Origin of the sequence: Geodermatophilus tzadiensis (genome assembly GCF_003002915.1) — a bacterium.
Classification (GTDB): domain Bacteria; phylum Actinomycetota; class Actinomycetes; order Mycobacteriales; family Geodermatophilaceae; genus Geodermatophilus; species Geodermatophilus tzadiensis.
On record NZ_PVTG01000006.1, the window covers coordinates 33,415 to 59,262 of the forward strand.

A 25,848-nucleotide genomic window follows, 5' to 3' on the forward strand; every position below is an offset into this window, starting at 1 on the left:
CCTCAGGCCAGGGCGCCGGCGACCACGCGCAGGTCGGCGACCAGCGCGTCGTAGGCCTTCGGGCGGTCCTCGTCGGGTACCCGCAGCACCGCCGAGGGGTGCGCGGTGGCGAGCATCCAGGTCTGCGCCGGCTCGTCCTCCTCCGGCTCGTCGACGCCGACCGCGGCGCGGGCCACGCCCGGCGGTGTCCACGGCATGAGCGTGCCGCGCTCCTTGGTGATCCGGAACGACGGGGAGATGAGCGCCTTGGCCGCCGTCGCCCCCAGGCAGACGACCACCTCGGGCTTGAGCACCTCGAACTCCGCCTCCAGCCACGGCCGGCAGGCGCGGATGTGCTCTGCGCCCGGCGACTGGTGGATGCGCCGCTTGGGCGTCGGGGTGAAGCGGAAGTGCTTGACGGCGTTGGTCACGTACGCGTCGCGGCGCTCGATGCCCGCGTCGGCCAGCGCCCGGTCCAGCAGCCGCCCGGCGGGGCCGACGAACGGCTCGCCCCTGCGGTCCTCCTGGTCGCCGGGCTGCTCGCCGACGAACACGATCCGCGCCGTCTCCGGGCCCTCGCCGAACACCGTCTGGGTGGCCGGCTCCCACAGCTCGCAGGCCCGGCACCCGGCCGCGGCGGCGCGCAGCCCCTCGAGCCCCACGCCCGAGGGCGGGTCGGCGGGGGAGTTCTCCTGGCTCATGTCCCGATGACACCGCAGCTCGGCCGGGTGCGCGAGGCGGGGCCGTGAGCGGACCCGGTACCCGGAGATCCACGTCTCGTTCCGGTCCCGTTCCGGCTCGGATCCTGTCGGTCCCACCGCCCGCGCCGATAGCGTCGGGCGCGCACGGGGACATCCGGACGGAGGAGCAGTGCTCGAGTTCGACGGGCTCCACAAGAGCTACGGCGACCACCACGTGCTGGAGGGCGTCGGCTTCACCGTCGCCCCCGGCTCGATGTTCGGCTTCTGCGGCGCGAACGGCGCCGGGAAGACGACGACCATGCGCATCGCGATGGGCCTGGCCCGCCCCGACGCCGGCGAGGTCCGCTGGCGCGGCCGGCCGCTGGACGAGGAGGGACGCCGCCGGATCGGCTACATGCCGGAGGAGCGCGGGCTCTACCCGAAGATGCGGGTCGGCGAGCAGCTGACTTACTTCGCCCGCCTGCACGGCCTGGACGCCGCGGCCGCCGCGCGCGCCGCCGAGGAGTGGGCCGGCCGGCTCGGCCTGGGCGAGCGCCGCCGCTCCCGCGTCGAGGAGCTGTCCCTGGGCAACCAGCAGCGGGTGCAGCTGGCCGCCGCCCTGGTCAGCCGCCCCGAGGTGCTCATCCTCGATGAGCCGTTCTCCGGGCTGGACCCCGTCGGCGTCGACGCGCTCGCCGAGGCGCTGCTCGAGCAGTGCCGCGGCGGGGTGCCGGTCGTCTTCTCCAGCCACCAGCTGGACCTCGTCGAGCGGCTGTGCGACTCCGTCGGCATCCTCGCCCGCGGCCGGATGGTCGCCAGCGGCACGGTCGAGGAGCTGCGCCGCCGCGAGGCCGGCCGCCTGCTGCGGGTGGTCGCCCCCGACGCCGCCCCGGGCTGGGCCGGCGCCGTCCCCGGCGTGCGGGTGGTGTCCGAGCGGGCCGGCGACACGCTGCTGGAGCTCACCGACGGCGCCGACGACCAGGCGGTGCTCGCCGCGGCGCTGCGCACCGGCCGGGTCACCCACTTCGCCTGGCGCGAGGCCACGCTGGTGGAGCTGTTCCGCGAGGTCGTCGCCGACCCGGCGCAGCGGCCCGCCCGCGAGGAGGTGGCCGCGTGACCGGGCTCGCGAGGTCACGGAGCGCGCCCAGCGGCTCCCCGGGCAGCGGTGCGCTGATCCGCCTGGTCGCCGCCCGGGAGGTCTCCACCCGGCTGCGCGACAAGACCTTCCTCATCAGCTCCGCGGTGATGCTGCTGATCATCCTCGGCGTCCTGGTCTTCCAGGTCGTCCTCGGCTCCGGCAGCGACGAGCGCCGCATCGGCGTGACCGGCGGCTCCGCCGCGCTGGGCCCGGCGCTGGAGGCGCAGGGCGACGTCCTCGGTCTCGACGTCACCGTCGTCGACCTGGCCGACGACGACGCCGCCCGCACCGCCGTCGAGACCGAGGACGTCGACGCCGCGGTGCTCGACGGCACCGGACCCGACCCCGAGCTCGTGGTGCGCGAGTCCGACTCGACGCTGGAGGCGCTCGTCTCCGGCGCGGTCTCGTCGCTGGCGCTGGGCCGGGTGCTGGCCGAGGCCGGCGTCGCCCCCGGCGACCTGCCGCAGGTGACCGTCACCGCGCTGGACCAGACCTCGGCGGCCGACCAGCAGCGCACCGTCGTCGCCATCGTCGGCGTGGTGCTGCTGTACAGCCTGATCATCCTGTTCGGCCAGTTCGTCGCCCAGGGTGTGGTCGAGGAGAAGTCCAGCCGCGTGGTGGAGCTGCTGCTGGCCACCGTGCGGCCCTGGCAGCTGTTGGCCGGCAAGATCTTCGGCCTCGGGGCGCTCGGCCTGGCGCAGATCGCGCTCATCGCGGTGATCGGCGTGGGCGGGGCGCTGGCCTTCGACGTCGTCGACGTCCCCGGCGACCTGATCGGCACGGTCGGCTGGGTGCTGTTCTGGTACCTCCTCGGCTACGCCCTCTTCGCCTCGCTGTTCGCCGTCGCCGCCTCGCTGGTGAGCCGGCAGGAGGACCTCGCCAGCGTGGTCACCCCCGCGTCGCTGGTGCTCTTCGTCGGCTTCTTCATCGCGATCCAGGCGGCGACGAACCCGTCGGGGACGCTGGCCGTGGTCACGTCCTTCGTGCCGGGGCTCTCGCCGATGGTCATGCCGGTGCGGCAGGCGGCCGGCGAGGTGGCGGCCTGGGAGGTGGGCCTCGCCGTCGTCCTGATGCTCGTGGCCACCGCGCTGGTGGTGCGGCTCGGCGGGCGGGTCTACTCCGGCGCGCTGCTGCGCACCAGCGGCAGGACGAAGATCAGGGAGGCGCTGCGGGCGGGGCGCGCCTGAGCGGGGGACACCCGCGCGGAGCAGCACCGGACACGTTGGGGTGACCTCACCCCGACGGAGGGCGTGCGTGCAGGTCAGGGCCGACATCATCGGCGCCATGACGGAGGACCTGGACGCGCGCCTCTGGCGGCTGCAGGCCTCCGAGGACGCCGACGAGCTCATCGAGCTGGGCTGCGACCTGGCCGACGCCGGCCGGCAGACCGACGCCGAGTGGTGCTTCCGCCGGGCCGCCGCGCTCGGTGACGCCACCGGCTACTACGACCTGGGCAACAGCCTGGCCGCGCAGCAGCGCTGGACCGAGGCCGCCGAGGCCTACGAGGTCGCGCTGGCCGGCGGCGAACCCGACGCCTGGCGCAACCTCGGGCTGGTGCTCGAGCAGCTCGGCGACCTGGCCGGGGCCATGGCCGCCTACCGCGGCGCCGCCGAGGTCGGCGACACCGAGGGCGGGCTGCAGCTGGCGTTCCTGCTGCGCGAGCAGGGGGAGCGGGAGGAGGCGCTGGCCGTCGCCGAGGAGCTGGCCGCCGCCGGGGACGCCGAGGCCGACGCCGTGGCCGCCTGCTGGCAGTGGTGCGCCACGCTCGACCCCGCGCTGGAGCCGCGGCTGCGGACCGGTGCCGGCCACTTCCCCGCCGCCCGCGCCGACCTCGCCGCGCTGCTGCTGCAGACCGGCCGGGAGAGGGAGGCCCGCGCGGTGCTCGAGCGCGGCGCCAAGCTGGGCGAGCAGGTGGCCTGGCTGCCGCTGGGCAACCTCTACCGCGAGCAGCTCGGCGACGACGAGGCCGCCGAGGAGGCCTACCGGGCCGGCATCCAGGCCGGCGACGTCTACTGCCACCACAACCTCGGCGTGCTGCTCGCCGACCGCGGTGACCTCACCGGTGCCGCCGAGGAGTTCGAGCGGGGCGCGGCGGCCGGCGACCAGCTCGCCGCCGCCGCGCTGGAGCTGCTCCAGGAGCGCTAGCCCCGCTGCCGGACCCCGGTGAGCGGGCCACGGTAGGGGTTGGCCGGTGGGCCGGAGACGCCCGGCCGCACGGTGAACAGCCGTCCGGCGTCGGGTTCGTCGTCGCCGCCCCCGCGGGCGGTGCTGACGACGAGCAGGTCGCCGGCGAAGGCGCAGCTCGACGTGTGCGCCACCGGCACCTCGACGACGGCCAGCAGCTCGCCCTCGGGTGACCAGCGGCGCACCTGCCCGCCGCCCCACATCGCCGTCCAGAGGCAGCCCTCGTCGTCGACGGTGAGCCCGTCGGCGACGCCGTCGGGGCCGCCGGTCTCCAGCAGCACCCGCCCCTCGGTGAAGGTGCCGGCGGCCGGGTCGTAGGCGAAGGCGTGCACCAGCCCGGGGCCGGAGTCGGCCAGGTAGACGGTGCGCTCGTCGGGCGACCAGCCGATGCCGTTGGAGACGGTGAGCCCGTCGAGCACGGTGGTCACGGTGCCGTCGGTGTCCAGCCGGTAGAGGGTGCCGGCGCCGGGGCGCTCGTCGAAGGCCATGGTGCCGGCGAAGAAGCGGCCCGCGCGGTCGCAGGCGCCGTCGTTCATCCGGGTGCCGCCGTCGGCCTCGCTGCCGCCCTCACCGGCCAGGTCCACCAGCACGCGGGCGGTCCCGTCGGCGGCGAGGTGGGTGAACCCGCCGCCCGCGCCGGTCAGCCAGCCGCCGGCCGCGGCCGGGACGACGACGCCCACGGTGTCCCCGGCCCGCGCGGCGCCGGTCTCGGTCAGCCGGTCGCCGTCGAGCGCGGCCCGCCGGACCAGGCCGGCGCCGATGTCGACCCACAGCAGCTCGGCACGCCCGGCGTCCCAGGTGGGGCCCTCGCCGTGGCCGGCGGGCTCGGGGGCGGCGGGGGTGGCGCGCAGCGTCAGCACGCGGAGGGCTGTGCCCGTGTCACCTGCGCGTCACACGAGCGGTCGATACTGCGGCCGTGTCCGAAGCCACCGTCGACGTCGCCGACCTGCGCCTGCCCGGGCGCGACCCCGAGCGGGACGGTCGTGCCGACGACGCCCCGCTGCGCGAGGACATCCGGCTGCTGGGCCGGGTGCTGGGCGAGGTGATCGCCGAGCAGAGCGGGGCCGACGTCCTGGACCTGGTCGAGGCCACCCGCGTGCAGGCCTTCGCCGTCCGCCGGTCGGAGTCCGACCGCGCCGGGCTGGCCGCGCGGCTGGCCGACCTCGACGTGCGCGCGGCCAACCACGTCATCCGCGCGTTCAGCCACTTCTCGCTGCTGGCCAACCTCGCCGAGGACCTGCACCACGAGCGCCGCCGCCGGCACCACCGCCGCGCCGGGTCCCCGCCCCAGCCGGGGAGCCTGGCGGCGACCTTCGCGCTGCTCGACCGGGCCGGCCTCGACCCCGACGCCGTGGCCGGGGAGCTGGCCGGGGCGCTCGTGGTCCCGGTGGTCACCGCGCACCCCACCGAGGTGCGGCGCACGACGGTCTCGCAGGTGCAGCGGCAGGTGACCGACCTGATCCGCGAGCGCGACCGGTCGGCGCCGGGAGAGGTGGACGAGGCCGCGTGGGAGGCCGCGCTGCACCGGTCGGTGCTCACGCTGTGGCAGACGGCGCTCCTGCGGCTGCGGCGGCTGCGGCTGGCCGACGAGATCGACGAGGCGCTGCGCTACTACGACCTGTCGCTGTTCCGGGTGGTGCCGGCGATCAACGCCGAGCTGCGCCGGTCGTTGCAGCAGCGCTGGCCCGGCAGCGGGCTGCCCACCCAGCCGGTCCTGCAGCCGGGCTCCTGGATCGGCGGGGACCGCGACGGCAACCCGTTCGTCACCGCCGACGCCGTCCGTCGGGCCAGCAGCCGGCAGGCCGAGACCGCGCTGGGCCACCACCTCGCCGAGCTGACCGGGCTCTACCGCGAGCTGTCGATGTCCGACCGGCTGGTGACGCCGACGCCGCCGCTGCGCGCGCTGGCCGAGGCCTCCCGCGACGACTCGCCGTTCCGCGCCGACGAGCCCTACCGCCGGGCGCTGCTCGGGGTGCACGCGCGGCTGGCGGCCACCGCCCGGCGGGTCCTGGGGCACGTGCCGGGCACCCCGCCGCACGCCGAGCTCGAGCCCTACGGCGCCCCCGGCGAGCTGCTCGCCGACCTCGCCGTCGTCGACACCTCGTTGCGCAGCCACGGCGCGGGCGCCCTCGCCGACGACCGGCTGGCCCGGCTGCGCGACGCCGTCGACGTGTTCGGCTTCCACCTCGCCGGGCTCGACATGCGGCAGAACTCGGCCGTCCACGAGGAGGTCGTCGGCGAGCTGCTGGCCTGGGCCGGGGTGTGCGCCGACTACGCCGCCCTCGGCGAGGCCGACCGCGTCGAGCTGCTCGCCGGGGAGCTGCGGGTGCGCCGGCCGCTGGTCCGCCCGGGCGCGGAGCTGTCGGAGCTGGCCCGCGGGGAGCTCGACCTGCTGGAGGCCGCCGCCGGGCAGGTCGCGCTGCTCGGGCCGCGGGCGGTGCCCAACTACGTGATCAGCATGTGCGAGTCGGTCAGCGACGTCCTCGAGGTCGCCGTCCTGCTCAAGGAGGTCGGCCTGCTCGACCCCGACGGCGAGGACGGCCCGACCTGCCCGGTGGGCATCTCGCCGCTGTTCGAGACCATCGGCGACCTGCAGGCCGCCGGCGACACGATGACCGCCGTCCTGGCGCAGCCGGTGTACCGGGCGCTGGTCGCCGACCGCGGTGACCAGCAGGAGGTCATGCTCGGCTACTCCGACAGCAACAAGGACGGCGGCTACCTCGCGGCCAACTGGGCGCTGTATCGCGCCGAGCTCGCGCTGGTGGAGGTCGCCCGGCGGGAGGGCGTGCGGCTGCGGCTGTTCCACGGCCGCGGCGGCACGGTGGGCCGCGGCGGCGGGCCCAGCTACGAGGCGATCCGAGCCCAGCCGCCCGGCGCGGTCGCGGGCGCGCTGCGGATCACCGAGCAGGGCGAGGTGATCGCGGCCAAGTACGGCGAGCCCGGCCTGGCCCGCCGCAACCTCGAGGCGCTCGTCGCGGCCACGCTGGAGGCCACCCTGCTCGACGTCGAGGGCCTCGGGGACGACGCCGAGGAGGCCTACGCGCTGCTCGACGACCTCGCCGGCCGGGCGCAGGCCGCCTACCGGGAGCTGGTGCACGAGACACCGGGCTTCGTCGACTGGTTCCGCGCCGCGACGCCGATCCGCGAGCTGGCCGAGCTCAACATCGGCAGCCGGCCGCCGTCGCGCAAGGCCGGCGACCGGATCGCCGACCTGCGCGCCATCCCGTGGGTGTTCAGCTGGTCGCAGGCGCGGATCATGCTGCCCGGCTGGTACGGCACCGGCACGGCGCTGGAGTCCTGGCTCGGCGACGACCCCGCCCGCCTGGCCCGGCTGCGGGAGCTGCACCGGCGCTGGCCGTTCCTGCGCACGGTGCTGTCCAACATGGGCATGGTGCTGGCCAAGACCGACCTCGACCTGGCCGCCCGCTACGCCGAGCTGGTGCCCGACCCCGAGCTGCGGGCGCGGGTGTTCGACCGGATCCGGGAGGAGCACGAGCGCACCTGCCGGGTGCTGCTCGCGGTCACCGGCGACGACCACCTGCTGGCCGACAACCCGTCGCTGGCACGGTCGATCCGCAACCGGTTCCCCTACCTCGAGCCGCTGCACCACCTGCAGGTGGAGATGCTGCGCCGCCGCCGCACCGGGGACGACGACGAGCTGGTCCGGCGCAACATCCAGCTGACGATCAACGGAGTCGCGACGGCGCTGCGCAACTCGGGCTGAGGACCGCCCCGTGCCGCTGCAGCCAGGCGGCCAGGCGAGCGCCGTCCCAGGGCCGGCGCCGGCGGGCGGCGGCGAGCAGCAGCCCGCGCGGCAGCTCGAGGGCGGCCAGCGCGATGCCGGCCGCCCCGGGCAGGTCGCCGTCGCGCAGGTGGGCCAGGACGGCCCGCGGGCGCCCGGCGAGGAGGGCCGCCGTCGCGCGGACCGGCCGGGGCGCGTGCTGCGGCACCAGCACCTGCACGGTGCGGGCGTAGTGCCACTCGCGCAGGAACACCCCGCGCGCCGTGCGGCCGCCCTTGCCGTGCCGGAAGCGGACGTCGGGCACGCGCAGCAGCAGGTGCCCGGCGGCGCGCAGCCGGCGGGAGGCGTCGCGGTCCTCGTTGTAGAAGAAGTAGAGGGGGTCGAAGCCGCCCGCGGCCAGGAACTCCGCCCGCCGCACCAGCAGCGCGGTGCCGCCGAGCTCCTCGGCCGGGAACGGCGGGCCGGGCGGGTCGTCGTCCTCCCCGGGGCCGTGCACGGCCGGGGCCGCCCACATGGCGCGCGGCTCGTCGTCGAGGACCTCTGCCAGCCGGCGCAGCATCCCGGGCTCCGGCTCGCCGTCGGAGTTGACCAGGAGCGCGTACCGGCCGGTGCAGGCGGCCAGCGCCAGGTCCATGGCGCGGGCGAAGCCGAGGTTGCGCGACGAGCGCAGCACCCGCTTCCCGGCGTCCGGGTAGCAGGCGGCCAGCTCGGTGCGGGCGGCCGCGGAGGTCGCCGGCGCGGCGGCGTTCTCCACCAGCAACGCCCGGCCGCGCCAGCCCGGTCCGGTCGTCGCCGCGACCGCGGCGTGGTGGCGGGCCAGCAGGGCGGGCGGCTCGCGGTGGACGAGGAGGACGACGTCGACGTCGTCGAGGCCGGCGCGGGGTTCGGGCACCGCGGCGCCCTACCCCGGCCGGTGCCCTACCTTGCGGGGAGGACGGCGGGAGGCGGGACCGTGGGCGAGACGGGCACGATGCGGGTCGCCGCGTCCGGGGAGGACCTGCGGGCCGCCGTCGAGCTGCTCGGCGTCAGCCCGGCGGCGCTGGCCCCCGAGCTGCTCGACCCGGGCGCCCGGCTGCTGGTCGGCGGCGGCGCGGCGGCGCACCTGCGGCGGCGCTGGACCCCCGAGGGCACCACCGAGGCGGTCGTGCTGCACCGCTCCACCCACGTCACCGGCCGCGACGGGCTGCTCGCCGTCGCCTCGGCCTGGGGCTGCTCGCAGGTGCGCGACGCCGGCACCGGCCGCGTCCTCGAGGTGGCGCCGCCGCCGGCCGGCGCGCCGCTGACCGAGCGGTTCGCCCACCTCGCCGCGCTGGCCGCGACCCGGGTCGAGGTGGCCGTGGCGCTGGCCCGCGACAGCGGCCGCGACCGGCTCAAGGCCGACGGCAGTTGGTCGCTGGCCGCCGACGAGGCCGCGCACGCCGCCGCGGCCGAGTGCATGGCCCCGCTCGGGGTCACCGTGCTGTCGGAGGAGCGCGCCGACGCCGCCGTCCCCGACGACGAGCCGTGGGTGGTGCTCGACCCGCTCGACGGCACCGGCAACTTCCGCGCGGGCCTCCCGCCCTGGGCGTTCTCCGCGGCGCTGGTGGAGCACGGCCGGGCGGTGGCCGGGCTGGTGGTCGACCTGTCGTCCGGACGGCGGTGGGCGGGGACCGAGGGCGCCGGTGCCTGGCGGGACGGCGTCCCGGCGCACGTGCGGCCGGGGACCACGCTGGTCGCCCCCACCGCGCCCACCGGGCACGGGGTGCTGGTGCCCGCGACGGCGCGGCGGGTGCGGGTGACCGGCTGCACCGCCGTCGACGTCTGCCTGGTCGCCGACGGGTCGGCCGGCGCGTGGCACAACCTCGACCGCGGCGGCACCCACGTGCACGACGTCGCCGGTGGCCTGGCCGTGCTGGCCGGCGCCGGCGGGGTGGCGCTCACCCGCGACGGCGCGCCGCTGCGGCTGGTGCCCGACACCGAGGTGCTCATCCGGTTCGCCGCGGCCGCCACCCCGGACGCCGCCCGCGAGCTGATCGCCGCGGTGCCGGTCTAGCGGCCGGCCGCCGCCCGGACCGCGGCGAGCAGCGACTCCCGCTCGTGCATCGTCGTGCGCGCCCGGCCGCGGGTGGCGCCCAGCGCGACCTCGGCGGCGTCGATGGCCCGCCAGTCCTCCAGCAGCACCGGCTCGGCGCCACGGGCGCGCAGCGTCTGCACCAGGTCGTCGCGGTCGCCGTGGGGGGCGATGACGCCGGCCTCGGCGTCGGCGAGCAGGGCGGCGACGGTCTCCCGGGCGTCGTGCTTGTTGGTGCCGACGACGCCGGTGGGCCCGCGCTTGATCCACCCGGCCACGTACTCGCCGGCCGACGGGGCGCCGTCGCGCAGCACCCGGCCGTCCTCGTTGGGCACGGTGCCGCTGCGCTGGTCGACCGGCAGCCCGGGCAGGCCCTGCCCGCGGTAGCCGACCGAGCGGACGACGAGGTCGGTGGGCAGCACCTCGTACTCGCCGGTGCCCACGGCGCGGCCCTCGGCGTCGACCGTCGTCCGCTCCACCTCCAGGCCGGTGACCCGGTCGGCGCCGAGCAGCCGCACCGGCCGCCGGTAGAAGCGCAGCCGCACGCGGGTGCGGCCGGGCTCGGCGGTGTGCGTCGCGTACTCCCGCAGCACGTCGACGTTGCGGGCGACCAGCCGGTCGGCCGGCGGGGGCTCGTCCTCCCCGGGCAGGTCGGCGGGGTCGACCAGCACGGTGGCGTCGGCCAGCTCGGCGAGCTCGTCGAGCTCCTTGGTGGTGAACGACGCCTGCGCCGGGCCGCGCCGGCCGAGCACGGTCACCTCCTCGACCCGCTTGGCGGCCAGGCCGTCGAGGACGTGCTGCGGCATGTCGGTGGGCTCGAGCTCCTCCGGGGTGCGGGCCAGCACCCGGGCGACGTCGAGGGCGACGTTGCCGACGCCGACGACGACCGCCCGCCGGACCCCGGCCAGCGCCGCCTCCACGCGGGCGCGGTCGGCGTCGGGGTGGCCGCAGTACCAGGCGACCAGGTCGGTGGCCGCCAGGCTGCCGGTCAGGTCCTCCCCGTCGATCGACAGCGGCCGGTCCAGCGCCGCGCCGTAGGTGTAGACGACGGCGTCGACGTGGGCGCGCAGGTCCTCGAGGGTGATGTCGGTGCCCACCTCGACGTTGCCGACGAACCGCACGCCCGGGTCGTCCAGGGCCCGGTGCAGCGTCTCGCGGATGGCCCGCATCTTGAGGTGGTCGGGGGCGATGCCGTGCCGGACCAGGCCGAACGGGGTGGGCAGCCGGTCGATCAGGTCGACGGTCACCGGCACCGGCGCGCGCCGGGTGAGCGCCTCGGCGGTGTAGATGCCGGCCGGGCCGGCGCCGACGACGGCGACCCGCAGTGGCCGGCCGCCGTCCGCGGCGGAGGGACTGTCGTCGGGCACGACTGGGATCCTGGCCCCGCGGGGTAGTGGTGCGCCAGATCACCGCCCACAACCGGACCACCGCAGCAGAGGGGACCGCCCGTGTCCGTCGTCGTCATCGCCACCATCAGCCCGCAGCCCGAGCACGCCGAGGAGGTCCGCCAGGCGGTGCTCGACACGGTGCCCCGGGTGCACGAGGAGCCCGGGTGCGAGCGCTACTCGCTGCACCAGGGGCGCGACGGTGCGCTGGTGATGGTGGAGAAGTGGGAGAGCCCCGAGGCGCTGGCCACCCACGGCAAGGCCGACGCGCTGAGCTCGCTGTCGGGCCGCCTCGAGGGCAAGCTCACCGGGGCCCCGACGGTCACCGTGCTCGACGCGCTGCCCGCCGGCGACGCGGGCAAGGGCGCGCTGTAGGCACCCCCGCGAGATCTGCGGTCTCGTGGCCATCGGCGGCTGATGGCCACGAGACCGCAGATCTCGCGGCGTCGTCAGACCGCCTGGCAGACGGGGCACCAGTAGAGGTTGCGGCCGACCATCTCCTCGGTGCGCACCTCGGTGCCGCATATCCGGCAGGGCAGGCCGGTGCGTCGGTAGACGTAGTGCGCGTCCTCGCGGCGCACCGCGCCCGAGCGGCGGGACCGGTCGGCCGGGTGCGTCGTCACGATCCGGCCCATCCGGACGCCGGCGCGCATGAGCACCACCAGGTCGTCCCACAGCGCCTGCCACTCGGCCGCGCCGACGTCGCGGCCGGGCCGGAACGGCGACACCCGCTGCCGGAAGAGGATCTCGGCGCGGTAGACGTTGCCGACGCCGGCCAGCACCGACTGGTCCATGAGCAGCGCGCCGACCGCCGTTCGGCTGCGGCCCACCCGCGCGTGGGACAGCGGGCCGCCGCGGCGGGTGCGCAGCGGGTCGGGGCCGAGCCGGTCGAGGATCGCGTCGACCTCGGGCTGGGTCAGGACGTCGCAGGCGGTGGCCCCGCGCAGGTCGGCCCACACGCCCTCGCCCTTCGGCCCGTCGGCGACCCACCGCATGCGCAGCGCGCCGCGCGGGGTCGGCGGGTCGCCGACGCCGGTCGTGTACGTGCCGTAGAGACCCAGGTGCACGTGCAGCACGTCGCCGCCGAAGTCAGCGAACAGGTGCTTGCCGTAGCTGGTGACCTCCTCGAGCACCCGGCCGTCGAGCAGCGCGGCACCGGCGGCGAAGCGGCCCTGCGGACTGGTGACGTGCACCGGCCGGCCGGCGAACAGCCCGCTCTGCTCCCGGGCCAGCCGGTAGAGGGTGTGGCCCTCAGGCACCCCGCACCTCCTGGTAGCGGGCCAGCGCCACCTGGCGCTCCTCGGCGTGGTCCACGACCGGCGCGGGATAGCCCTCCGGAGGGCCGCCGGGCAGGGTCCACGGCTCGTGCACGGAGCGGTCGGGGACGTCGCGCAGCTCGGGCACCCAGCGCCGCACGTAGGCGCCGTCGGGGTCGAACTGCTGGCCCTGCCGCGTCGGGTTGAACACCCGGTAGTACGGCGAGGGGTCGGTGCCGGTGCCGGCCACCCACTGCCAGCCGTGCTGGTTGCTGGCCAGGTCGCCGTCGACGAGGTGGTCGAAGAAGTAGCGGGCGCCGCGCCGCCAGTCGATGTGCAGGTCCTTGACCAGGAACGACGCCACGATCATCCGCACCCGGTTGTGCACGTAGGCCTCGCCGTGCAGCTGCCGCATCCCGGCGTCGACGATCGGGTAGCCGGTGCGGCCCTCGGCCCAGGCGGCGAAGTGCTCGTCGGCCTCCGGCCCGGTGTCGTACCGCATGGCCCGCATCTGCGGCGTGAACGGCTCCCGGGCGGTCTCGGGGCGGTGCCAGAGGACGTCGGCGTAGAAGTCGCGCCACACCAGCTCGCCGACGAACTTGTCGACCGCGTCGGCGTGGTCCCCGGCCAGCTGCTCGGCCTCGGCGTAAAGCGTGCGCGGGTGCACGGTGCCGTACTTCAGGTGCGCCGACAGCCGGCTGGTCCCGTCGGTGCCCGGGGTGTTGCGCGAGGTCGCGTAGCCGAGCAGCCGCTGGTCGCGGAACTGCGCCCAGGCGTCGAGCCCCGCCCGTTCGCCGGCCGGCGGCAGCACCGTGCCGCCGAGGTCCTGCGCCGGGGGCAGGTCCCCGGCGGGCAGGCCCTCGGCCCACCGGACGTCGCCGGGCCGCTCGGCGGGCGCGTGCACGCCCCGCGCCCGCCAGGCCCGGGCGAAGGGGGAGTAGACGCGGAACGGCGTCCCGTCGTCCTTGAGCAGCCGTCCGGGCGTGACGCCGTAGGGCGAGCCCGTCCGCACGAGCGGCACCCCACCGAGCGCCCGCTCGACGGCGGCGTCGCGCTCGCGGCCGTAGACGCCGGCGTCGGCCGAGACGTGCACGCTCCCCGCCCCGGTCTCGCGGACCAGGTCGGGGAGCACGCGCGCGGGGTCGCCGGAGCGGATCACCAGCGCGCCGCCGGTCTGCTCCCGCAGGTCGGCCAGGCACTCGCGCAGGAACTGGCGGCGCGGTCGGCCGGAGGGCTCCCACAGCCGCGGGTCGACGACGAAGACCGGCAGCACCGCGCCACCGTCGCCGGCGGCCTCGACGGCGGCCAGCAGCGCCGGGTGGTCGCTGAGCCGGAGGTCCCGGCGGAACCAGAGGAGGGCGGTCGGCACCAGCGCCACGGTAGGCAACGCCGCGCGGCCCCGCAGGTCAGCGCACCCGGCACCCGGCGCCGGGTCAGCAGCCGGTCAGCGGTCGGCGGTGGCCAGGCCGAAGTGCGGCTTGTCGTCGTCGGCGACCAGGTCCAGCGTCTCGGGGTGCTGCTGGATGTAGTGGCGCACGAAGGAGCAGTAGGGGAGGACGGTCAGGCCGCGCTCGCGGGCGGCGTCGAGGACGCCGCTCACCAGGGCCTTGCCGATGCCGCGGCCGCCCAGGCTCGGGTCGACCTCGGTGTGCGGCAGCGCCATGGTGCCGCCCTCGACGTGGTAGCTCGCCAGGCCGACGACACGGTCGCCGACCCGGATCTCGAAGCGCCCCCGTTCGGGGACGTCGACCACCGTGGTCTCCATCGTTGCGTTCCCACCTCCGCAGGTCCCGCGGCGCCGTTGCCGCGGGGTACGACGTGCTCCTCAGACGGTAACGCCTCGCGGCGCCAGGGGTTTCCCACGCGCCGGGGATGTCACCCGGAGGTCGCGGTCGCCCAGGCGTCGCGGACGGTCGCGCAAGGGGTCACGCCGACACCCGGGGCGGAGTGCGCTGGGCGAGGAGGACCGTGCCCAGCGCCAGGGCGGTGCCGGCCAGCTGCAGGGGCGTGAGGGACTCGCCCAGCAGCACCCAGCCGGCGGTCGCGGCGACCACGGGGGAGAGCAGCCCGAGGAAGGTGACCCGGCCGGTGGGCAGCAGGCCGACCCCGCGCAGCCACAGCACGTAGGCCAGGGCCGTGTTGACCGTGGCGAGGTAGAGCAGTCCGCCGACCTGGCCGGCGGTCGGCGTGGCCGGCAGGCCCTCGAGGGCCAGGGCGAGCGGGAGGAGCACCAGGCCGCCGGCGGCCAGCTGCCAGCCGGTGAACGCGAGCACCGGGACCGGCCGGCCCCACCGCTTGGTGAGGACGACGCCGGTGCCCATGCAGGCGGTCCCGGCCAGCCCGGCGAGGAGCCCGACGGGGTCGAGCGCGACGGGCCCGGTGACGACGATGAGCGCCACCCCGGCCACCCCGAGCAGGCCCAGCAGCAGGGTCCGGCCGCGCAACCGCTCGCCCAGCAGCGGCACGGCGAGCACCGCGACGAGCAGCGGCTGGGCCGCCCCGAGCACGGCCGCGACGCCGCCGGGCAGGCGGTAGGCGGCGACGAAGAGCAGGGCGAAGAACGCCCCGATGTTGAGGACGCCGAGGACGGCCGCCTTCCCCCACCACGCGCCGTGCGGCAGGCGCCGGCCGACGGCGACGAGGAGCAGCCCGGCGGGCAGGGCCCGCACCGTGGCGGCCAGCAGCGGGCGGTCGGGCGGCAGCCACTCGGTGGTGACCACGTAGGTGGTGCCCCACGTCGCGGGCGCGACGGCGGTGGCGAGCGTCAGCAGCCCCAGTCGGCGGGGGGCCGGAGAGGCGGTGCCGGGTGCGGGGAGGGTGAGGGTCACGACCGTCATCGTTCGCCGTCAAGTATCTCGATGTCAAGATGCTTGGTGCCGTGCATCTCGCGGCCGTTCGATGTGGCAGGCTGGGGCCGTGACCGAGCGGGACGGCGTCGACGAGATCCGCGAGCAGTGGGCCGTGCAGCGGCCCGACCTCGACACGGAGGCCATGGCGGTGTTCGGGCGGATCTACCGGGCGGCGCGGCTGGCCGGCGACGTGCAGGAGCGCTGCTACGCCCGCTTCGGCATCACCCGCGCCGACTTCGACGTCCTGGCGACCCTGCGGCGCGCGGCCGGGCCCGACGGGCTCTCCCCGGGGCGGCTGACGGCGGCACTGATGCTCAGCACCGGCGGGACGACCAGCCGGCTCGACCGGCTGGAGCGGGCCGGGCACCTCGTCCGCGTCCCCGATCCGGCCGACCGGCGGGCGCTGCTGGTCCGGCTGACCGACAGCGGACGGGCGCTCGTCGACGAGGCGGTCACCGCCGGGCTCGCCGAGCAGCAGCGGATGCTCGCGGGCCTGCCTGCCGCCCGCCTGCGCCGGCTGGACGACGACCTGCGCGACCTGCTCGCCTCGGTCGAGCGGCACGCGACCGAGAGCCGGGAGGACTGAGGCCACCGTGATCGAACTGCGCACACCGGGGGAGCTCGACGCCATGCGCGCGGCCGGGGCGGTGGTGGCCGACGTGCTCGCCGCCGTCCGGGCCGCGGCCGCCCCGGGTGTGCGGCTCAGCCAGCTCGACGGGGTGGCCCGGGACGTGCTGGCGGCCGCGGGGGCGACGTCCCCGTTCCTCGGCTACGCCCCGCTGCCGACCACCCCGCCGTTCCCCGGCGTGGTCTGCCTGTCGGTCAACGACGTCGCGCTGCACGGCATCCCCACCCCGCAGGTGCTCGAGGACGGCGACCTGCTCAGCGTGGACGCCGGCGCGACCCTCGACGGCTGGGTGGGCGACTCGGCGACCACCTTCGCCGTGGGCACCCCGAGCCCGGAGGACCTGCGGCTGGTGGACACCACGCAGCGGGCGCTGGAGGCGGGGATCGCCGCGGCCGTCGTCGGCAACCGGGTGGGCGACGTGTCGGCCGCGATCGCGGCGGTCGGCCGGGCCGGCGGGTGCGGCATCAACACCGACCAGGGCGGGCACGGCGTCGGCCGGTCGATGCACGAGCCGCCGAGCGTGCCCAACGAGGGGCGCGCCGGGCGCGGGGTGCCGCTGCGGGCCGGGCTGGTGATCGCGATCGAGCCGTGGTTCCTCGCCGGCGGCTCCGACGACTACCGGGTCGACGCCGACGGGTGGACCCTGCGCAGCGCCGACGGGAGCCGGGCCGCGCACGTCGAGCACACGGTCGCCGTCACCGAGGACGGCCCGCGCGTCCTGACCGCCCCGCGCTGACGCTGCGAGGCGGTCAGTCGCCGCGGGGTGCGGCCCGGTAGGCGCCTGCCGTCCCCCGCCAACCCGCCGGGCGGTGGGCGCGCGCCTGCTCGAGCTTCTCCTGGCGGCGCGCGAAGAGGACCGTGCCCACGAGGAAGAGTCCGGAGAGGATGAGCACGACGGCGGTGAACGCGTTTACGAACGGCAGGTCCACCCCGAGCAGGGCCAGCACGCCGAGCGCGATCAGCACCAGGGCGGCCAGGACCGCCCCGGCCGCGCGCCACGGGCTCTTGGCGACCTCCTGCACCCCCTCCTGCGCCTTGTCCTTGGCGTAGTCGAGCGGTTTCCTCGCCCAGGAGAACCGGGTCGCCAGGACCGCCAGGCCGGCGGCGACCAGCACGAAGCCGGGGCCGGGCAGCACGAGCAGCGCGATGCCGGCGAGGGTCAGCAGGCCGCCGAGGACGGCGACGGCAACGGTCTTCACCGTGGGGTGGTGCCCACCCGGTGGGGGCGGCATGCCGCAGGTGCCGTGCGGGCGGACGGTGCCGCTGTCCCCGGGTGCTGCGAGGCTGCGCCGGTGACCCGACGCGGCGGACAGGAGGTCGAGGTGGGCGAGACGCCCCTGGCCGAGGTGGTGGCCGAACTGGCCGCGCTCGAGGACCCGCGGATGCGCGCGGTGAACGAGCGGCACGGCGACGACCACGGGGTGAACCTCGGCCAGCTCCGCGGGCTCGCGAAGCGGCTCACGGCCCAGCAGGGGCTCGCTCGGCAGCTGTGGGCGACGGGCGACACCGCGGCGAGGCTGCTGGCGCTGCTGGTCTGCCGCCCGAAGCAGTTCGAGCGCGAGGAGCTGGACGCCATGCTGCGCGAGGCGCGGGCACCCAAGGTGCACGACTGGCTCGTGAACTACGTGGTGAGGAAGAACCCGCACGCCGAGGCGCTCCGCCTGCTGTGGTCCGCCGACCCGGATCCCGTGGTCGCCAGTGCCGGCTGGGCGTTGACCACCGACCGGGTGGCGAGGAGGCCCGAGGGCCTCGACCTCGCAGGACTGCTCGACGTCATCGAGGCGGAGATGAAGGACGCCCCGGAGCGCCTGCAGTGGGCGATGAACCACTGCCTGGCCCAGATCGGGATCGAGCACGCCGAGCACCGTGCACGGGCCATCGCCATCGGCGAACGCCTCGAGGTCCTGAAGGACCACCCGACCCCGCCCCACTGCACGTCCCCGTTCGCACCCGTCTGGATCACCGAGATCGTGCGCCGCCGGTAGGCGGTCTGACGCTCACGTCCGGTCTGCGGGTGCGCGGGGACAGGCAGTGCCACGGGTGCCCCCGGCAGGATTCGAACCTGCGACACACGCTTCAGGAATCCGTATCAGGGCCTTGCCGAGCGTGCGCTCCTCAGCCCGATTGCGTCTCTGAGCTGCGAAGATGTTCGACAAGTGACGGTTGCCATCGGCGCTCAGCGGACGTTCTGCTGACTGACTGACTGCTGACAGGAAGCCGCCGGAGGGCTCCGCGTCCCTGCGGGATGGGCCTTCGGCCCACCCTTCCCCCGGCCCGCTGCAGCCGGAGGGGGCCGGTTGTGGGGATCGAAGGGGAGTGCCGGCCCACGGGACCGGTCCGCTCCAGTAGGTCGAGCCCCTGCGGCCCGTCGAGGTCCTGATGGCTGTAGGTGGGGCTGCCTGGTCCCGCAGCGGAACCGGGCCGTCCTGTGCGGGCGCTCCGTCCCGACCCGAGCATCAGCCCTCGTCTGACGAGCCCAGCGTCCTACTCGTCTGCGTGCACAGCGCCGGCCGGCCCAGATGGCCGCCGGTCGGCTGCGCCACCTCGCCGAAGACGCCGTCGAGGCCCGCTCAGCCGGCTTCATGCCTGCCGACGGGGTCACTTCCGCTGCTCTCAAGGCCACGGCCGACGTCGGTATCGACAACGCCGACCAGTGTCCCAAGATGCTCACCGCTGAAGCCGCCGAGACCTTCGATGTCGTCATCACCATGCGCTGCGGCGACGCCTGCCTAGGAGTTTCCGGACGATCGCCACCCCAACTGAGCCCCTCGAGGACCCTGCCGGCAGAGAGGTCGAGGCCGTGCGCCCATCGGCGACGACCTCGAGCGCGGGATTCGCGGTCTGGCCGCCGAGTGGTGCCCGTTCGGCAGCTCAGCGGATGACGCGGACCTCGACGGCCAGGTCATCGGCCCAGTCCCGCCAGATGCGGTCGGTGGTGAATGCCGGGCTCGACAGGCTGCGCGCGAGGGCCAGGCAGACGCGATCCGCGAGGCTCAGCCCGGAGCGGTGCCGGTAGAAGGACGCCGCCAGGCGCGCATCGAGGCGCCCGAAGTGGCTCACCGTGATCCCCAGCGCGTCGAGTTCGCCGTCGACGTCTTCGGCTGGCACACCCAGGCGTGCTGCCTTCTGGAGGACTTCGGCGTAGTTGACCGAGCTGATGGTCGCGTCGTTGCTGGCCGCTTCGCGAGCGACGACGTCCCAGCCGGGTTCGGTGTTGATCAGGGCCAGTAGGGCAGAGGCATCGAGGACGATCACTCGCCGCTCGACTGAGAATCCTCGGCTGCTGCCTCGAGGCGCCGCTCAGCGACGAGGTCATCGGCCAGGCTCACGCGGTCGCCGCCGGCCTGCCCGAAGCGGCTCTGGAGGCGTTCGAGGGCAGCTCGACGGCGAGGGTCCCACCCGCGCAGGGGGTCCTCGACCGTGGTGCTCTCGCTCACGATCACCAGCGTAATGGCAGGTGAAGGAGGTGTGCCTTCACCTGTCGAAGGATCGGCGGCCGCAGGGTCTGATGCACCGCAGCCCGTTACTCCCCTCCGCGCCATGATGATCTGCTCGTTGGGGTCTGCGCCAAGGCACTACCGGCCGGCCTCAACCCCTTGCACACACGTCCGTCTTGAAGTACTGGACGCCGCGCACGCGGCCTGACCGCCTCTCCCAGCCGAAGTGCTCTGCGACCTGCGCGGATCCCGTCCCCGGCGGCGCAATGACGACGTCCCGCAAGGGATCCCCGTCGGTGACGGAGGCCCAAGGCCTTGTACCTGTCCCTGAAGGCGGCCTATGGGACACCTCACGGATGAAGGGCTTGCTTGGTCCAGTCAACGCTGGTGGACAGCACGAGGGCGATGCCCTCGAGCACGTCCCGGTCGGAGGTGCGGGCCGTCTGGCGCGGCCAGCACGGCCGGCTTGCGGGGTGGGATCAGCGGCTTGACCAGCGCCCAGAGCCCGTCACTAATCAGCCGCGGCGGCGGGGAAGACGCCGACGGAGACATGCCCGGCCCCCTGCGCTCATGGCTCGGATGCCTACAGAGCCCGACGACCTACGTGCGCAACGTCTTGTGAGTCATGCCTGGAGGGATCACGTTCGGTGGCCTTCGTCCCTTCTGCCGGGTGGGTCGAGGTCGCACCCTTACCCGAGACAGTGTTCGTCCGCGTCACGGTTCGGAGGTTGGCATCATGATCCGTCGTCTCGCGGCTGTTGCAGTTGGCGCAGCGTTCATCGCCTTATTGGCCACTCCCGCGATGGCCGCTCCTGACAGCGCCTCGTGTATCGGGCAGATCTCTTCCTCCCTCGCTCAGGACGGCAGAGAGTTCGGCCAGTTGGTGTCGAGTGAGGCTCAGGCACCTGAGACTGAAGCTGAGGGCGTCGGCGCATTCGTGTCCTCCGCTGCTCAGTACACCGGAGACTGCTCCGAGCTACTGGAGTGACACCTCGCTGACCAGAGCATGGCATCTCACCGGCGCCGAGGCCGTACAGCCATCCCTCTCCGGTGACGGCGGACCGAGGTCTCCGAGCTGTCCCTGAAGGCGGCTCTAGGGACAGCCAGCGCCGTGGCTTTATGAACGGAACGGCCACGACGATGGCGATGACGACTGCAATGCCCACAATGATGGTGACGGGATCCGAGGTGCTGCCCGAGCCGCCGTTACGGCTCGCAAGGAGCCCGGTCCCGGCCATGATCCCGCTTGTCATGGGCAGACACCGGGGCCGCGCGCCGTGAGACTGACGGGATGGCCAGATCGTCCCCGCGCATCCCTGGGTTCTCCAGCGATGCCGCCCGCGCCCGGTTCCTGGCGGTGTACGACCGGGTCCTGCAACGGCTCTGGCCGGTACCGGTGCAGGCCGAGGACATCGCGACCAGCGCGGGCACCGTCCGCATCTACCGGGCCGGCCCCCACGGGGAGGATCCGTACGTCCTGCTGCCGATGCTCGGTTGGAACGCGCTGGCCTGGCACCGGTGGATGGGGCGCTTCGGTGACCGTTCGGGCATCGCGGTGGACCCGTTCGGCGAACCCGGTCACTCGGTGCAGACCCGGCCGGTGACCAGCCGCGACGGGCAGGCCGGGTGGGTCGAGGAGCTGCTCGCCGGCATCGGCGCCCAGCGGGCGCACCTGGTGGGGGCGTCCTGGGGTGGCTACCTCGCCGTCGAGCACGAGTTGCGCCACCCCGGCCGGGTCGCGGCAATCACCCTCATCGAGCCGGCCGGGCTGAGAACACTGCCGTGGCGGTTCTGGCTGTGGCTGGTCCCCAGCGGCCTGGCCGCCCTGCTGCTACCGGCTCCGCTGCGCCGGTGGGCAGCCCGCCGGCTGCCCAACGCCACCCTGGCCGAGGATGAGCTCCTCACGGTGCTGCGCGCCTCGCTGAGGTACCGGCGCCCGGACAACCAGACGGTGGTCTTCACCGATCAGGAGCTGGCCGGCGTTCACGTGCCGGTGCAGGCGCTCTTCGGTAGCCGCAGCCCGCTGCGTCCCGTCGGCGTCGACCGGCTGCGCGCCGCGGTGCCGGGCTGGCGGGTCGAAGTCATCCCCGGTGCCGGTCACACCCTGGTCATGGATGCCGAGGACCAGGTGATCGACCGCGTCCTCGCCTTCCCCCCGCCAGCCCCCACCGGAGAGCGGTCCTGACCGCCCCCGAGCAGAGGTCCCACGCGCTCCCACAAGACGCCCGCCCGGGAGGGATGGTCCTCGTCAACACATGGCCCTGAAGGGGGCCTATGGGTCACCGGCCGCGGCTCGCCGCCAGCTGCTCTGGCAGGCGCCACACCTGCTGGCTCCTACCGGCGCTTCGCCGAAAGCGGGTCGTCCGGAGTAGAACCGGAACGTATGGCTCGATCCTCTGCCGTTGAGCTACGACCCTCTTCCCTCGTCAGAGGGTGCGGTTGACTTCGACCGCCTTTCGCAACGCAATCAGCTCACCACGGACCTTTCCGGTTCCAAGTTGAACCGCGAGTGCGATGATGCCGACCTGCAGGGCCAGACCGATGAGGAGCAGGATGAGGAATCCGCCTGTGTTCACTTCTTCTGTTCTCCCTAAGTAACGGCGAGGGCGACTGTCCTGGGACACTTCGGTTGGCCGACGTCATCACTCAAGTCGAGAGACAGGGTCAGCTTCGGTCCGATCGACGTGCGTACCCCCGGGGGCTTGGCCCCGGGTCGCTGACGTCCTTGACTGGCCGCCTCCTCGACCTTCAGACGGCACATCCTCGGCCCTAGCCGTCCGCCTGGCGTGTCCCAATGTGGGCCGCTCTGCGACACCGCCGGCACGTGGCGCTAGCGTCCGACGATGCCCATGGACGATGCCGCGCACGCCACTGCACTCGCCCAGGAGCTCCTCGGACAATTCTTCGACCAGCTCTGCGTAGGCGCGGGCGATGTCCAGCTCCGCTTCTCTCACGTGACCGTCTCCCTCTGGTCGACGATCGGCGTCTCAACCGGCGATGACGCTCCCGTTCAGCCGTACAGCGTCAGCGGGGTAGCCCTGCTCCTGCCGCTGCTCAACGGAGAAGTGACTGCAGCGGACATAGACCCCAGCGGGACGCTGACGATCACGCTGGGCGGCGTGACCATCTGCTGCGGGAGCGACCCGGCTACGAGTCGTGGTCCTACGACGGCCGTGATGGCGAGAAGGTCGTCTGCAGGCCGGGCGGCGACTTGGCCATCTGGAGCGCAGCCCGATAACAGGTGTCCCATAGTGGGCCGCTTAGAGACAGCAGCTACGCGCCGTGAGGACAACTGCAGGGCGGACCCATTCGGACTCAGTCGGCCGGTCGAACTCGGTCCACTTGACCCGACTGCCGTCGGACCCTGTGGACCCGATGCGGAGATCGCCGCCCTCGACGCTGTGGCGGGTGGGGACTCGATCAGATCGAGGCCCCGATCGCGGCCGCGGGTCACATCGCGCACGGATCCGTCGTGATGGCCCATCCGGGCCGGGCATCATGGCCCTGTGGTTGCGCAGGACACGGCGAAGCCGTCGGCCGGGGACCGCTATCGCGCCCTGGTGGTCGGCACTTCGATGGGAGGGGTGGAGGCGCTCCAGGCGGTCCTGGGCAGCCTGCGGACTGAGAGCGGGGTGCCAGTTCTCGTCGCGCAGCACTCCGGGGCGAGTTCGTGGTGGCTGGACAAGGTGCTGGCTCGCACCTCGCCGCCCGACCGGTTCGCCGCCACCTACGGCGCCACGTTCGGCGTCCTGCCCAGCCACACCCTGCGCACCTGAGCGCCGGGGCACGAGCCATTGGAGGAACGCGTCATGGCCCCTGGGACCCCCATCCCACCGCGGCGCTTCCGGTACGCCACGGCCGACCGGATGGAGGCCAGCGACTTCCTCGACCGCGCCTACGGGGCACGGCTGCGGCTGGGCGGCTTCCCTGACACCGGTCCGCTGGTGACCCTCGACCAGGTACAGGCCGGAGCGCTCACCCTCGTCGACTTCCGGCTGGCGTCCGATCTCGTCTTCGAGGCCACGGGCCAGGACGACGTCATGATCAACACCGTCCTCGACGGGAGCATGGTCTACGACAGCGGCAAGGCCGGCCACAGCTTCCGGCCCGGAGACGTCGGCATCGGCAACCACCCCCACATGAAGGACCTGGTGGCCCGGTCCCACGCCCTGCACCTGCACACCGTCGGCCTGCCGGCCTCCCTGCTCACCGAGGTGGCCGGCCGCGACCCCGCGCAGGACGGCTCGTCGTGGGAGCTGCTGTCCCTGCGGCCCGTCGACGGCGGCGACGGACGGTGGCGCCGGACCACCCGATTGGTCAACGACCTGCTCGCCGAGCCCGAGACCGCCGCGTCGCCGCTGCTGCTCGGGCCGGTCGCGCGACTGCTGGCCGCCACCGTCCTGACGATCTTCCCCAACACCGCCGTCGCCGAGCCGGCGGCCGCGGACAGCCTCGACGCCCACCCCGGCACGTTGCGGCGCGCAACCGACTTCATCGACTCGCATCCCGACCTCGACATCAGCGTCGCCGACATTGCCCGCGCCGCCTCCGTCACCCCGCGCGCGGTGCAAATGGCCTTCCGCCGGCACCTGGACACCACGCCGACCGCCTACCTCCGCCAGGTGCGGCTGGCGCAGGCGCACCGGCAGCTGTGCGACGCCGCCCCCGGCGACGGGGTCACCGTGACCGCCGTCGCCGCCCGCTGGGGGTTCACCCCCAGCCGGTTCACCGAGCGCTACCGCGCCGCCTACGGCGTGCTGCCCAGCCACACCCTGCGCACCTGACCCGCCCTGTGCGGCCAGCAGCCGGCGGGCCTCCAGGCCCCGGCGCAGCTGCTCCACCCGCTGCCGGCCGGCGCGGGCCTCGACGACGCGCGGGGCCGCGGAGCGCCGGGCCGACTGGGCCGCCGCGGCGCGACGCGCCGCCACCTCGGCCCGGTCCCTGGGCGCCGCGCGCGGGGACCCCGCCCGCGCTCAGGGGCGCCCCGCCTGTCCGAGACGACCGACCGCGCGTGACCATCCGCCATCAGCGGACGCGCCGGCCGGGGGCGGCGCCGATCGACCGGTCACAGGGCTGCGCATCGTGGAGGTGTCAGTCCGCCTGGCCGGGACCTGCCGGTCAGTGCGTGGCGGAACCGGGCGCGGCAGCGCGCGTCCACATCTGCAGCGCCAGGCGGCGGTGGTCGTCGGCTCGCGCGCGCGCCCACGCCGCCCGGTCCCCGTACGGCGCGGGCGAGTCAGCGATGCCGACGACGGCGTCCGCGGCGGCAGCGATGCCGTCGTAGCTCAACGCCACGGCTGCGACGGTCGTGGCGGCCGCCCGGATCGCCTCGGCGGCCTGCTGGACAGCAGCGGCATGCCGCTGAGCAAGCAGCAATCGCTCCGGCGCCACCGTCATGACCCGATCGTGAGCGGGGGACGAATGGTCGGCTAGCACCGCAGGCGAAGGCTGAGACGTGCGGATCCGCCCCCGCGCGAAGCGGCGCCCGTCCATCTCGGTCCTGCGGCGAGTGACATGCGGTGACAGCTCGCCCTGGGGCAGCTGGGCTCTCGGTCCCTCCTCCGGAGGTGCGCAGCGAGCACCCCCAGGATCTCGTCAGTTCAGGGGCGTCGCTCTCGGCCGCATCGAGTCGATCGTCGTCGCCGCTCAGCGACGCACCCGAACAGTGTGCAGAGGCGGCTGGACGGCGGGACGCCGGCGGTATGGCATCGAAGGACCGGCACGCTGGTGCGGACGGCCGGAGGAAGGACGACGTGCCTCGGGAAGCGTGGCGGCAGCGCCAGCTCGCTGCGGAGCTGGACGAGCGGCGAAAGCAGGTCGGCGAATCGCTCGCTGCGACCGCCGGCGACATCGCCGCAACCGAGGGAGGATCGCGAACACGCTCGACGCGGTGGCGAGAACCCGACCGGACAGAGCTGCTCACCTCCATGAGCCGGCCGAACACGCGCGCGCAAGAGCACATCGACACGTCGAACGCGGAGCGGCGTCACGAACGTGCCCCGTCCGACTGTCCGGAGCAGTAGCGCCGCTGCAAGCGCCATGAGGAAAGAGAGCTGAGACGCCGGGCTCTTCCTCCTCAGACGGGGACCGGGAGGAATGCAGTGCACGACGGCGACTGACCGCCCCTGCCGTGACCGTCCCAGAGGTCGCCTCGAGTGACACGTCCGTCGGCGTTCGAGAGCCGTTGAGCTCACCGGCGGAGCACCGGAGAACCTCCAGGAGGCTCCTGTCTGTCCCTGGTGGTCGGGCCGGTCGAGCCGCCAGGGTCGGTCGCCGACATGGCCGGCATCGCCCACAGATCGGGCGGGACGCACCGGCCGCGCGGCCATGACGCGACCTGGCAGAGAGCGCGCCCGCAAGGCTGGAGAAGCACGGAAGAAGTGGCGTGTAGCTGGTCCTCGGGTCACAGCTGGGCTGCAGGCACGGCGCCGTCCACAGCTCCTCGGCCATCCATAGATCTGGGCCGAAGCCGCTCACCTACCCAGTCGTCGTATCTCGTCGATCGGCTGTCGGACGTCGC

General features: G+C 74.8%; 27 protein-coding genes and 1 pseudogene. 14 read left to right on the plus strand and 14 right to left on the minus strand.

Annotated elements, in window-relative coordinates; translation table 11 throughout:
• Positions 1-2: 2 nt before the first annotated feature.
• On the minus strand, positions 3-680 hold the full coding sequence (locus LY71_RS09840; protein WP_106276846.1) for a UdgX family uracil-DNA binding protein: 678 nt from the start codon (positions 678-680) through the stop codon (positions 3-5).
• A gap of 169 nt (positions 681-849) precedes the next feature.
• Between LY71_RS09840 and LY71_RS09845 the strand changes: the two genes are divergently transcribed.
• The 3 genes from LY71_RS09845 to LY71_RS09855 all read left to right on the plus strand — a co-directional run bounded on the left by LY71_RS09845 (position 850) and on the right by LY71_RS09855 (position 3,942).
• The gene (locus LY71_RS09845; RefSeq protein ID WP_106276848.1) at positions 850-1,776 is read left to right on the plus strand and encodes an ABC transporter ATP-binding protein; all 927 of its coding nucleotides are present in this window, start codon (positions 850-852) and stop codon (positions 1,774-1,776) included.
• Entirely contained in the window at positions 1,773-2,984 is a 1,212-nt protein-coding gene (locus LY71_RS09850) for an ABC transporter permease (protein WP_106276850.1), read from the plus strand. The genes LY71_RS09845 and LY71_RS09850 overlap by 4 nt, the downstream gene beginning before the upstream one ends.
• Before the next feature lie 97 nt (positions 2,985-3,081).
• Entirely contained in the window at positions 3,082-3,942 is an 861-nt protein-coding gene (locus tag LY71_RS09855) for a tetratricopeptide repeat protein (protein ID WP_106277171.1), read from the plus strand.
• Here LY71_RS09855 and LY71_RS09860 read toward each other — a convergent pair.
• The gene (locus tag LY71_RS09860; protein ID WP_106276852.1) at positions 3,939-4,841 is read right to left on the minus strand and encodes an SMP-30/gluconolactonase/LRE family protein; all 903 of its coding nucleotides are present in this window, start codon (positions 4,839-4,841) and stop codon (positions 3,939-3,941) included. The genes LY71_RS09855 and LY71_RS09860 overlap by 4 nt on opposite strands.
• 56 nt (positions 4,842-4,897) lie before the next feature.
• Between LY71_RS09860 and ppc the strand changes: the two genes are divergently transcribed.
• The gene (ppc, locus tag LY71_RS09865) at positions 4,898-7,705 is read left to right on the plus strand and encodes a phosphoenolpyruvate carboxylase (protein WP_106276855.1); all 2,808 of its coding nucleotides are present in this window, start codon (positions 4,898-4,900) and stop codon (positions 7,703-7,705) included.
• Here ppc and LY71_RS09870 read toward each other — a convergent pair.
• Positions 7,668-8,615 (minus strand): glycosyltransferase, encoded by a 948-nt coding sequence (locus LY71_RS09870; protein ID WP_106276857.1) that lies wholly within the window; start codon positions 8,613-8,615, stop codon positions 7,668-7,670. The two genes, ppc and LY71_RS09870, sit on opposite strands and share 38 nt — an antisense overlap.
• Positions 8,616-8,675: 60 nt before the next feature.
• Here LY71_RS09870 and LY71_RS09875 point away from each other — a divergent pair, with 60 nt between their 5' ends.
• Positions 8,676-9,755: an inositol monophosphatase family protein gene (locus tag LY71_RS09875; RefSeq protein WP_245887803.1), complete on the plus strand. Its 1,080-nt coding sequence runs from the start codon at positions 8,676-8,678 to the stop codon at positions 9,753-9,755.
• On the opposite strand, the gene LY71_RS09880 is transcribed toward LY71_RS09875, so the two are convergent.
• On the minus strand, positions 9,752-11,140 hold the full coding sequence (locus LY71_RS09880; RefSeq protein WP_106276859.1) for an FAD-dependent oxidoreductase: 1,389 nt from the start codon (positions 11,138-11,140) through the stop codon (positions 9,752-9,754). The genes LY71_RS09875 and LY71_RS09880 overlap by 4 nt on opposite strands.
• Before the next feature lie 81 nt (positions 11,141-11,221).
• On the opposite strand from LY71_RS09880, the gene LY71_RS09885 reads away from it, so the two are divergent.
• Positions 11,222-11,533 (plus strand): putative quinol monooxygenase, encoded by a 312-nt coding sequence (locus tag LY71_RS09885; protein WP_106276861.1) that lies wholly within the window; start codon positions 11,222-11,224, stop codon positions 11,531-11,533.
• Between the two features lie 74 nt (positions 11,534-11,607).
• Here LY71_RS09885 and LY71_RS09890 read toward each other — a convergent pair whose 3' ends face one another.
• From LY71_RS09890 to LY71_RS09905, 4 genes are all read right to left on the minus strand, one after another.
• A complete protein-coding gene (locus LY71_RS09890; RefSeq protein WP_106276863.1) occupies positions 11,608-12,417 on the minus strand; it encodes an Fpg/Nei family DNA glycosylase in 810 nt (269 codons plus the stop codon).
• The gene (locus LY71_RS09895; RefSeq protein WP_106277175.1) at positions 12,410-13,783 is read right to left on the minus strand and encodes a cryptochrome/photolyase family protein; all 1,374 of its coding nucleotides are present in this window, start codon (positions 13,781-13,783) and stop codon (positions 12,410-12,412) included. The genes LY71_RS09890 and LY71_RS09895 overlap by 8 nt, the downstream gene beginning before the upstream one ends.
• Positions 13,784-13,858: 75 nt before the next feature.
• A complete protein-coding gene (locus LY71_RS09900) occupies positions 13,859-14,179 on the minus strand; it encodes a GNAT family N-acetyltransferase (RefSeq protein ID WP_106276865.1) in 321 nt (106 codons plus the stop codon).
• 160 nt (positions 14,180-14,339) lie between these two features.
• Positions 14,340-15,242, minus strand: a complete 903-nt coding sequence (locus LY71_RS09905; RefSeq protein WP_245887804.1) for an EamA family transporter — start codon at positions 15,240-15,242, stop codon at positions 14,340-14,342.
• A gap of 88 nt (positions 15,243-15,330) precedes the next feature.
• Between LY71_RS09905 and LY71_RS24435 the strand changes: the two genes are divergently transcribed.
• Both LY71_RS24435 and map read left to right on the plus strand, forming a co-directional pair.
• Positions 15,331-15,849, plus strand: coding sequence for a MarR family winged helix-turn-helix transcriptional regulator (locus LY71_RS24435; protein WP_211297241.1), 519 nt, complete (start codon positions 15,331-15,333; stop codon positions 15,847-15,849).
• 7 nt (positions 15,850-15,856) lie between these two features.
• Positions 15,857-16,627: a type I methionyl aminopeptidase gene (map, locus tag LY71_RS09915; protein ID WP_106276872.1), complete on the plus strand. Its 771-nt coding sequence runs from the start codon at positions 15,857-15,859 to the stop codon at positions 16,625-16,627.
• A gap of 13 nt (positions 16,628-16,640) precedes the next feature.
• Here map and LY71_RS09920 read toward each other — a convergent pair whose 3' ends face one another.
• Positions 16,641-17,090: a PGPGW domain-containing protein gene (locus LY71_RS09920; RefSeq protein WP_106277177.1), complete on the minus strand. Its 450-nt coding sequence runs from the start codon at positions 17,088-17,090 to the stop codon at positions 16,641-16,643.
• A 123-nt stretch (positions 17,091-17,213) separates the two neighbouring features.
• On the opposite strand from LY71_RS09920, the gene LY71_RS09925 reads away from it, so the two are divergent.
• Positions 17,214-17,876, plus strand: a complete 663-nt coding sequence (locus tag LY71_RS09925) for a DNA alkylation repair protein (RefSeq protein ID WP_106276874.1) — start codon at positions 17,214-17,216, stop codon at positions 17,874-17,876.
• Between the two features lie 534 nt (positions 17,877-18,410).
• On the plus strand, positions 18,411-18,773 hold the full coding sequence (locus tag LY71_RS24065; RefSeq protein ID WP_245887805.1) for an arsenate reductase/protein-tyrosine-phosphatase family protein: 363 nt from the start codon (positions 18,411-18,413) through the stop codon (positions 18,771-18,773).
• Here LY71_RS24065 and LY71_RS24070 read toward each other — a convergent pair.
• From LY71_RS24070 to LY71_RS23715, 3 genes and pseudogenes are all read right to left on the minus strand, one after another.
• Positions 18,763-19,146, minus strand: coding sequence for a type II toxin-antitoxin system VapC family toxin (locus LY71_RS24070; protein ID WP_106276876.1), 384 nt, complete (start codon positions 19,144-19,146; stop codon positions 18,763-18,765). The genes LY71_RS24065 and LY71_RS24070 overlap by 11 nt on opposite strands.
• A complete protein-coding gene (locus LY71_RS09940; RefSeq protein WP_146146095.1) occupies positions 19,143-19,328 on the minus strand; it encodes a hypothetical protein in 186 nt (61 codons plus the stop codon). Before LY71_RS09940 ends, LY71_RS24070 begins: the two co-directional genes overlap by 4 nt.
• A gap of 368 nt (positions 19,329-19,696) precedes the next feature.
• Positions 19,697-19,880 (minus strand): annotated as a pseudogene (locus LY71_RS23715) (IS5/IS1182 family transposase); the annotation flags it as partial.
• A gap of 739 nt (positions 19,881-20,619) precedes the next feature.
• Here LY71_RS23715 and LY71_RS09955 point away from each other — a divergent pair.
• Positions 20,620-21,513, plus strand: coding sequence for an alpha/beta fold hydrolase (locus tag LY71_RS09955; protein WP_106276882.1), 894 nt, complete (start codon positions 20,620-20,622; stop codon positions 21,511-21,513).
• A 241-nt stretch (positions 21,514-21,754) separates the two neighbouring features.
• Here LY71_RS09955 and LY71_RS23415 read toward each other — a convergent pair whose 3' ends face one another.
• A complete protein-coding gene (locus LY71_RS23415; protein ID WP_170121296.1) occupies positions 21,755-21,904 on the minus strand; it encodes a hypothetical protein in 150 nt (49 codons plus the stop codon).
• 554 nt (positions 21,905-22,458) lie between these two features.
• Between LY71_RS23415 and LY71_RS24660 the strand changes: the two genes are divergently transcribed.
• The 3 genes from LY71_RS24660 (at position 22,459) to LY71_RS09965 (ending at position 24,112) form a co-directional block, all read left to right on the plus strand.
• Entirely contained in the window at positions 22,459-22,566 is a 108-nt protein-coding gene (locus tag LY71_RS24660) for a DUF6188 family protein (protein WP_425433026.1), read from the plus strand.
• 322 nt (positions 22,567-22,888) lie between these two features.
• A complete protein-coding gene (locus tag LY71_RS09960; RefSeq protein ID WP_146146096.1) occupies positions 22,889-23,104 on the plus strand; it encodes a chemotaxis protein CheB in 216 nt (71 codons plus the stop codon).
• Positions 23,105-23,137: 33 nt separating this feature from the next.
• Positions 23,138-24,112: a helix-turn-helix transcriptional regulator gene (locus tag LY71_RS09965; RefSeq protein ID WP_106276884.1), complete on the plus strand. Its 975-nt coding sequence runs from the start codon at positions 23,138-23,140 to the stop codon at positions 24,110-24,112.
• A 334-nt stretch (positions 24,113-24,446) separates the two neighbouring features.
• Here the strand turns inward: LY71_RS09965 and LY71_RS09970 are convergent, their stop codons facing one another.
• Positions 24,447-24,725 carry a hypothetical protein gene (locus LY71_RS09970; protein ID WP_146146097.1) on the minus strand — a complete coding sequence of 93 codons (279 nt, stop codon included), beginning with the start codon at positions 24,723-24,725 and terminating at the stop codon, positions 24,447-24,449.
• Between the last annotated feature and the right edge of the window lie 1,123 nt (positions 24,726-25,848).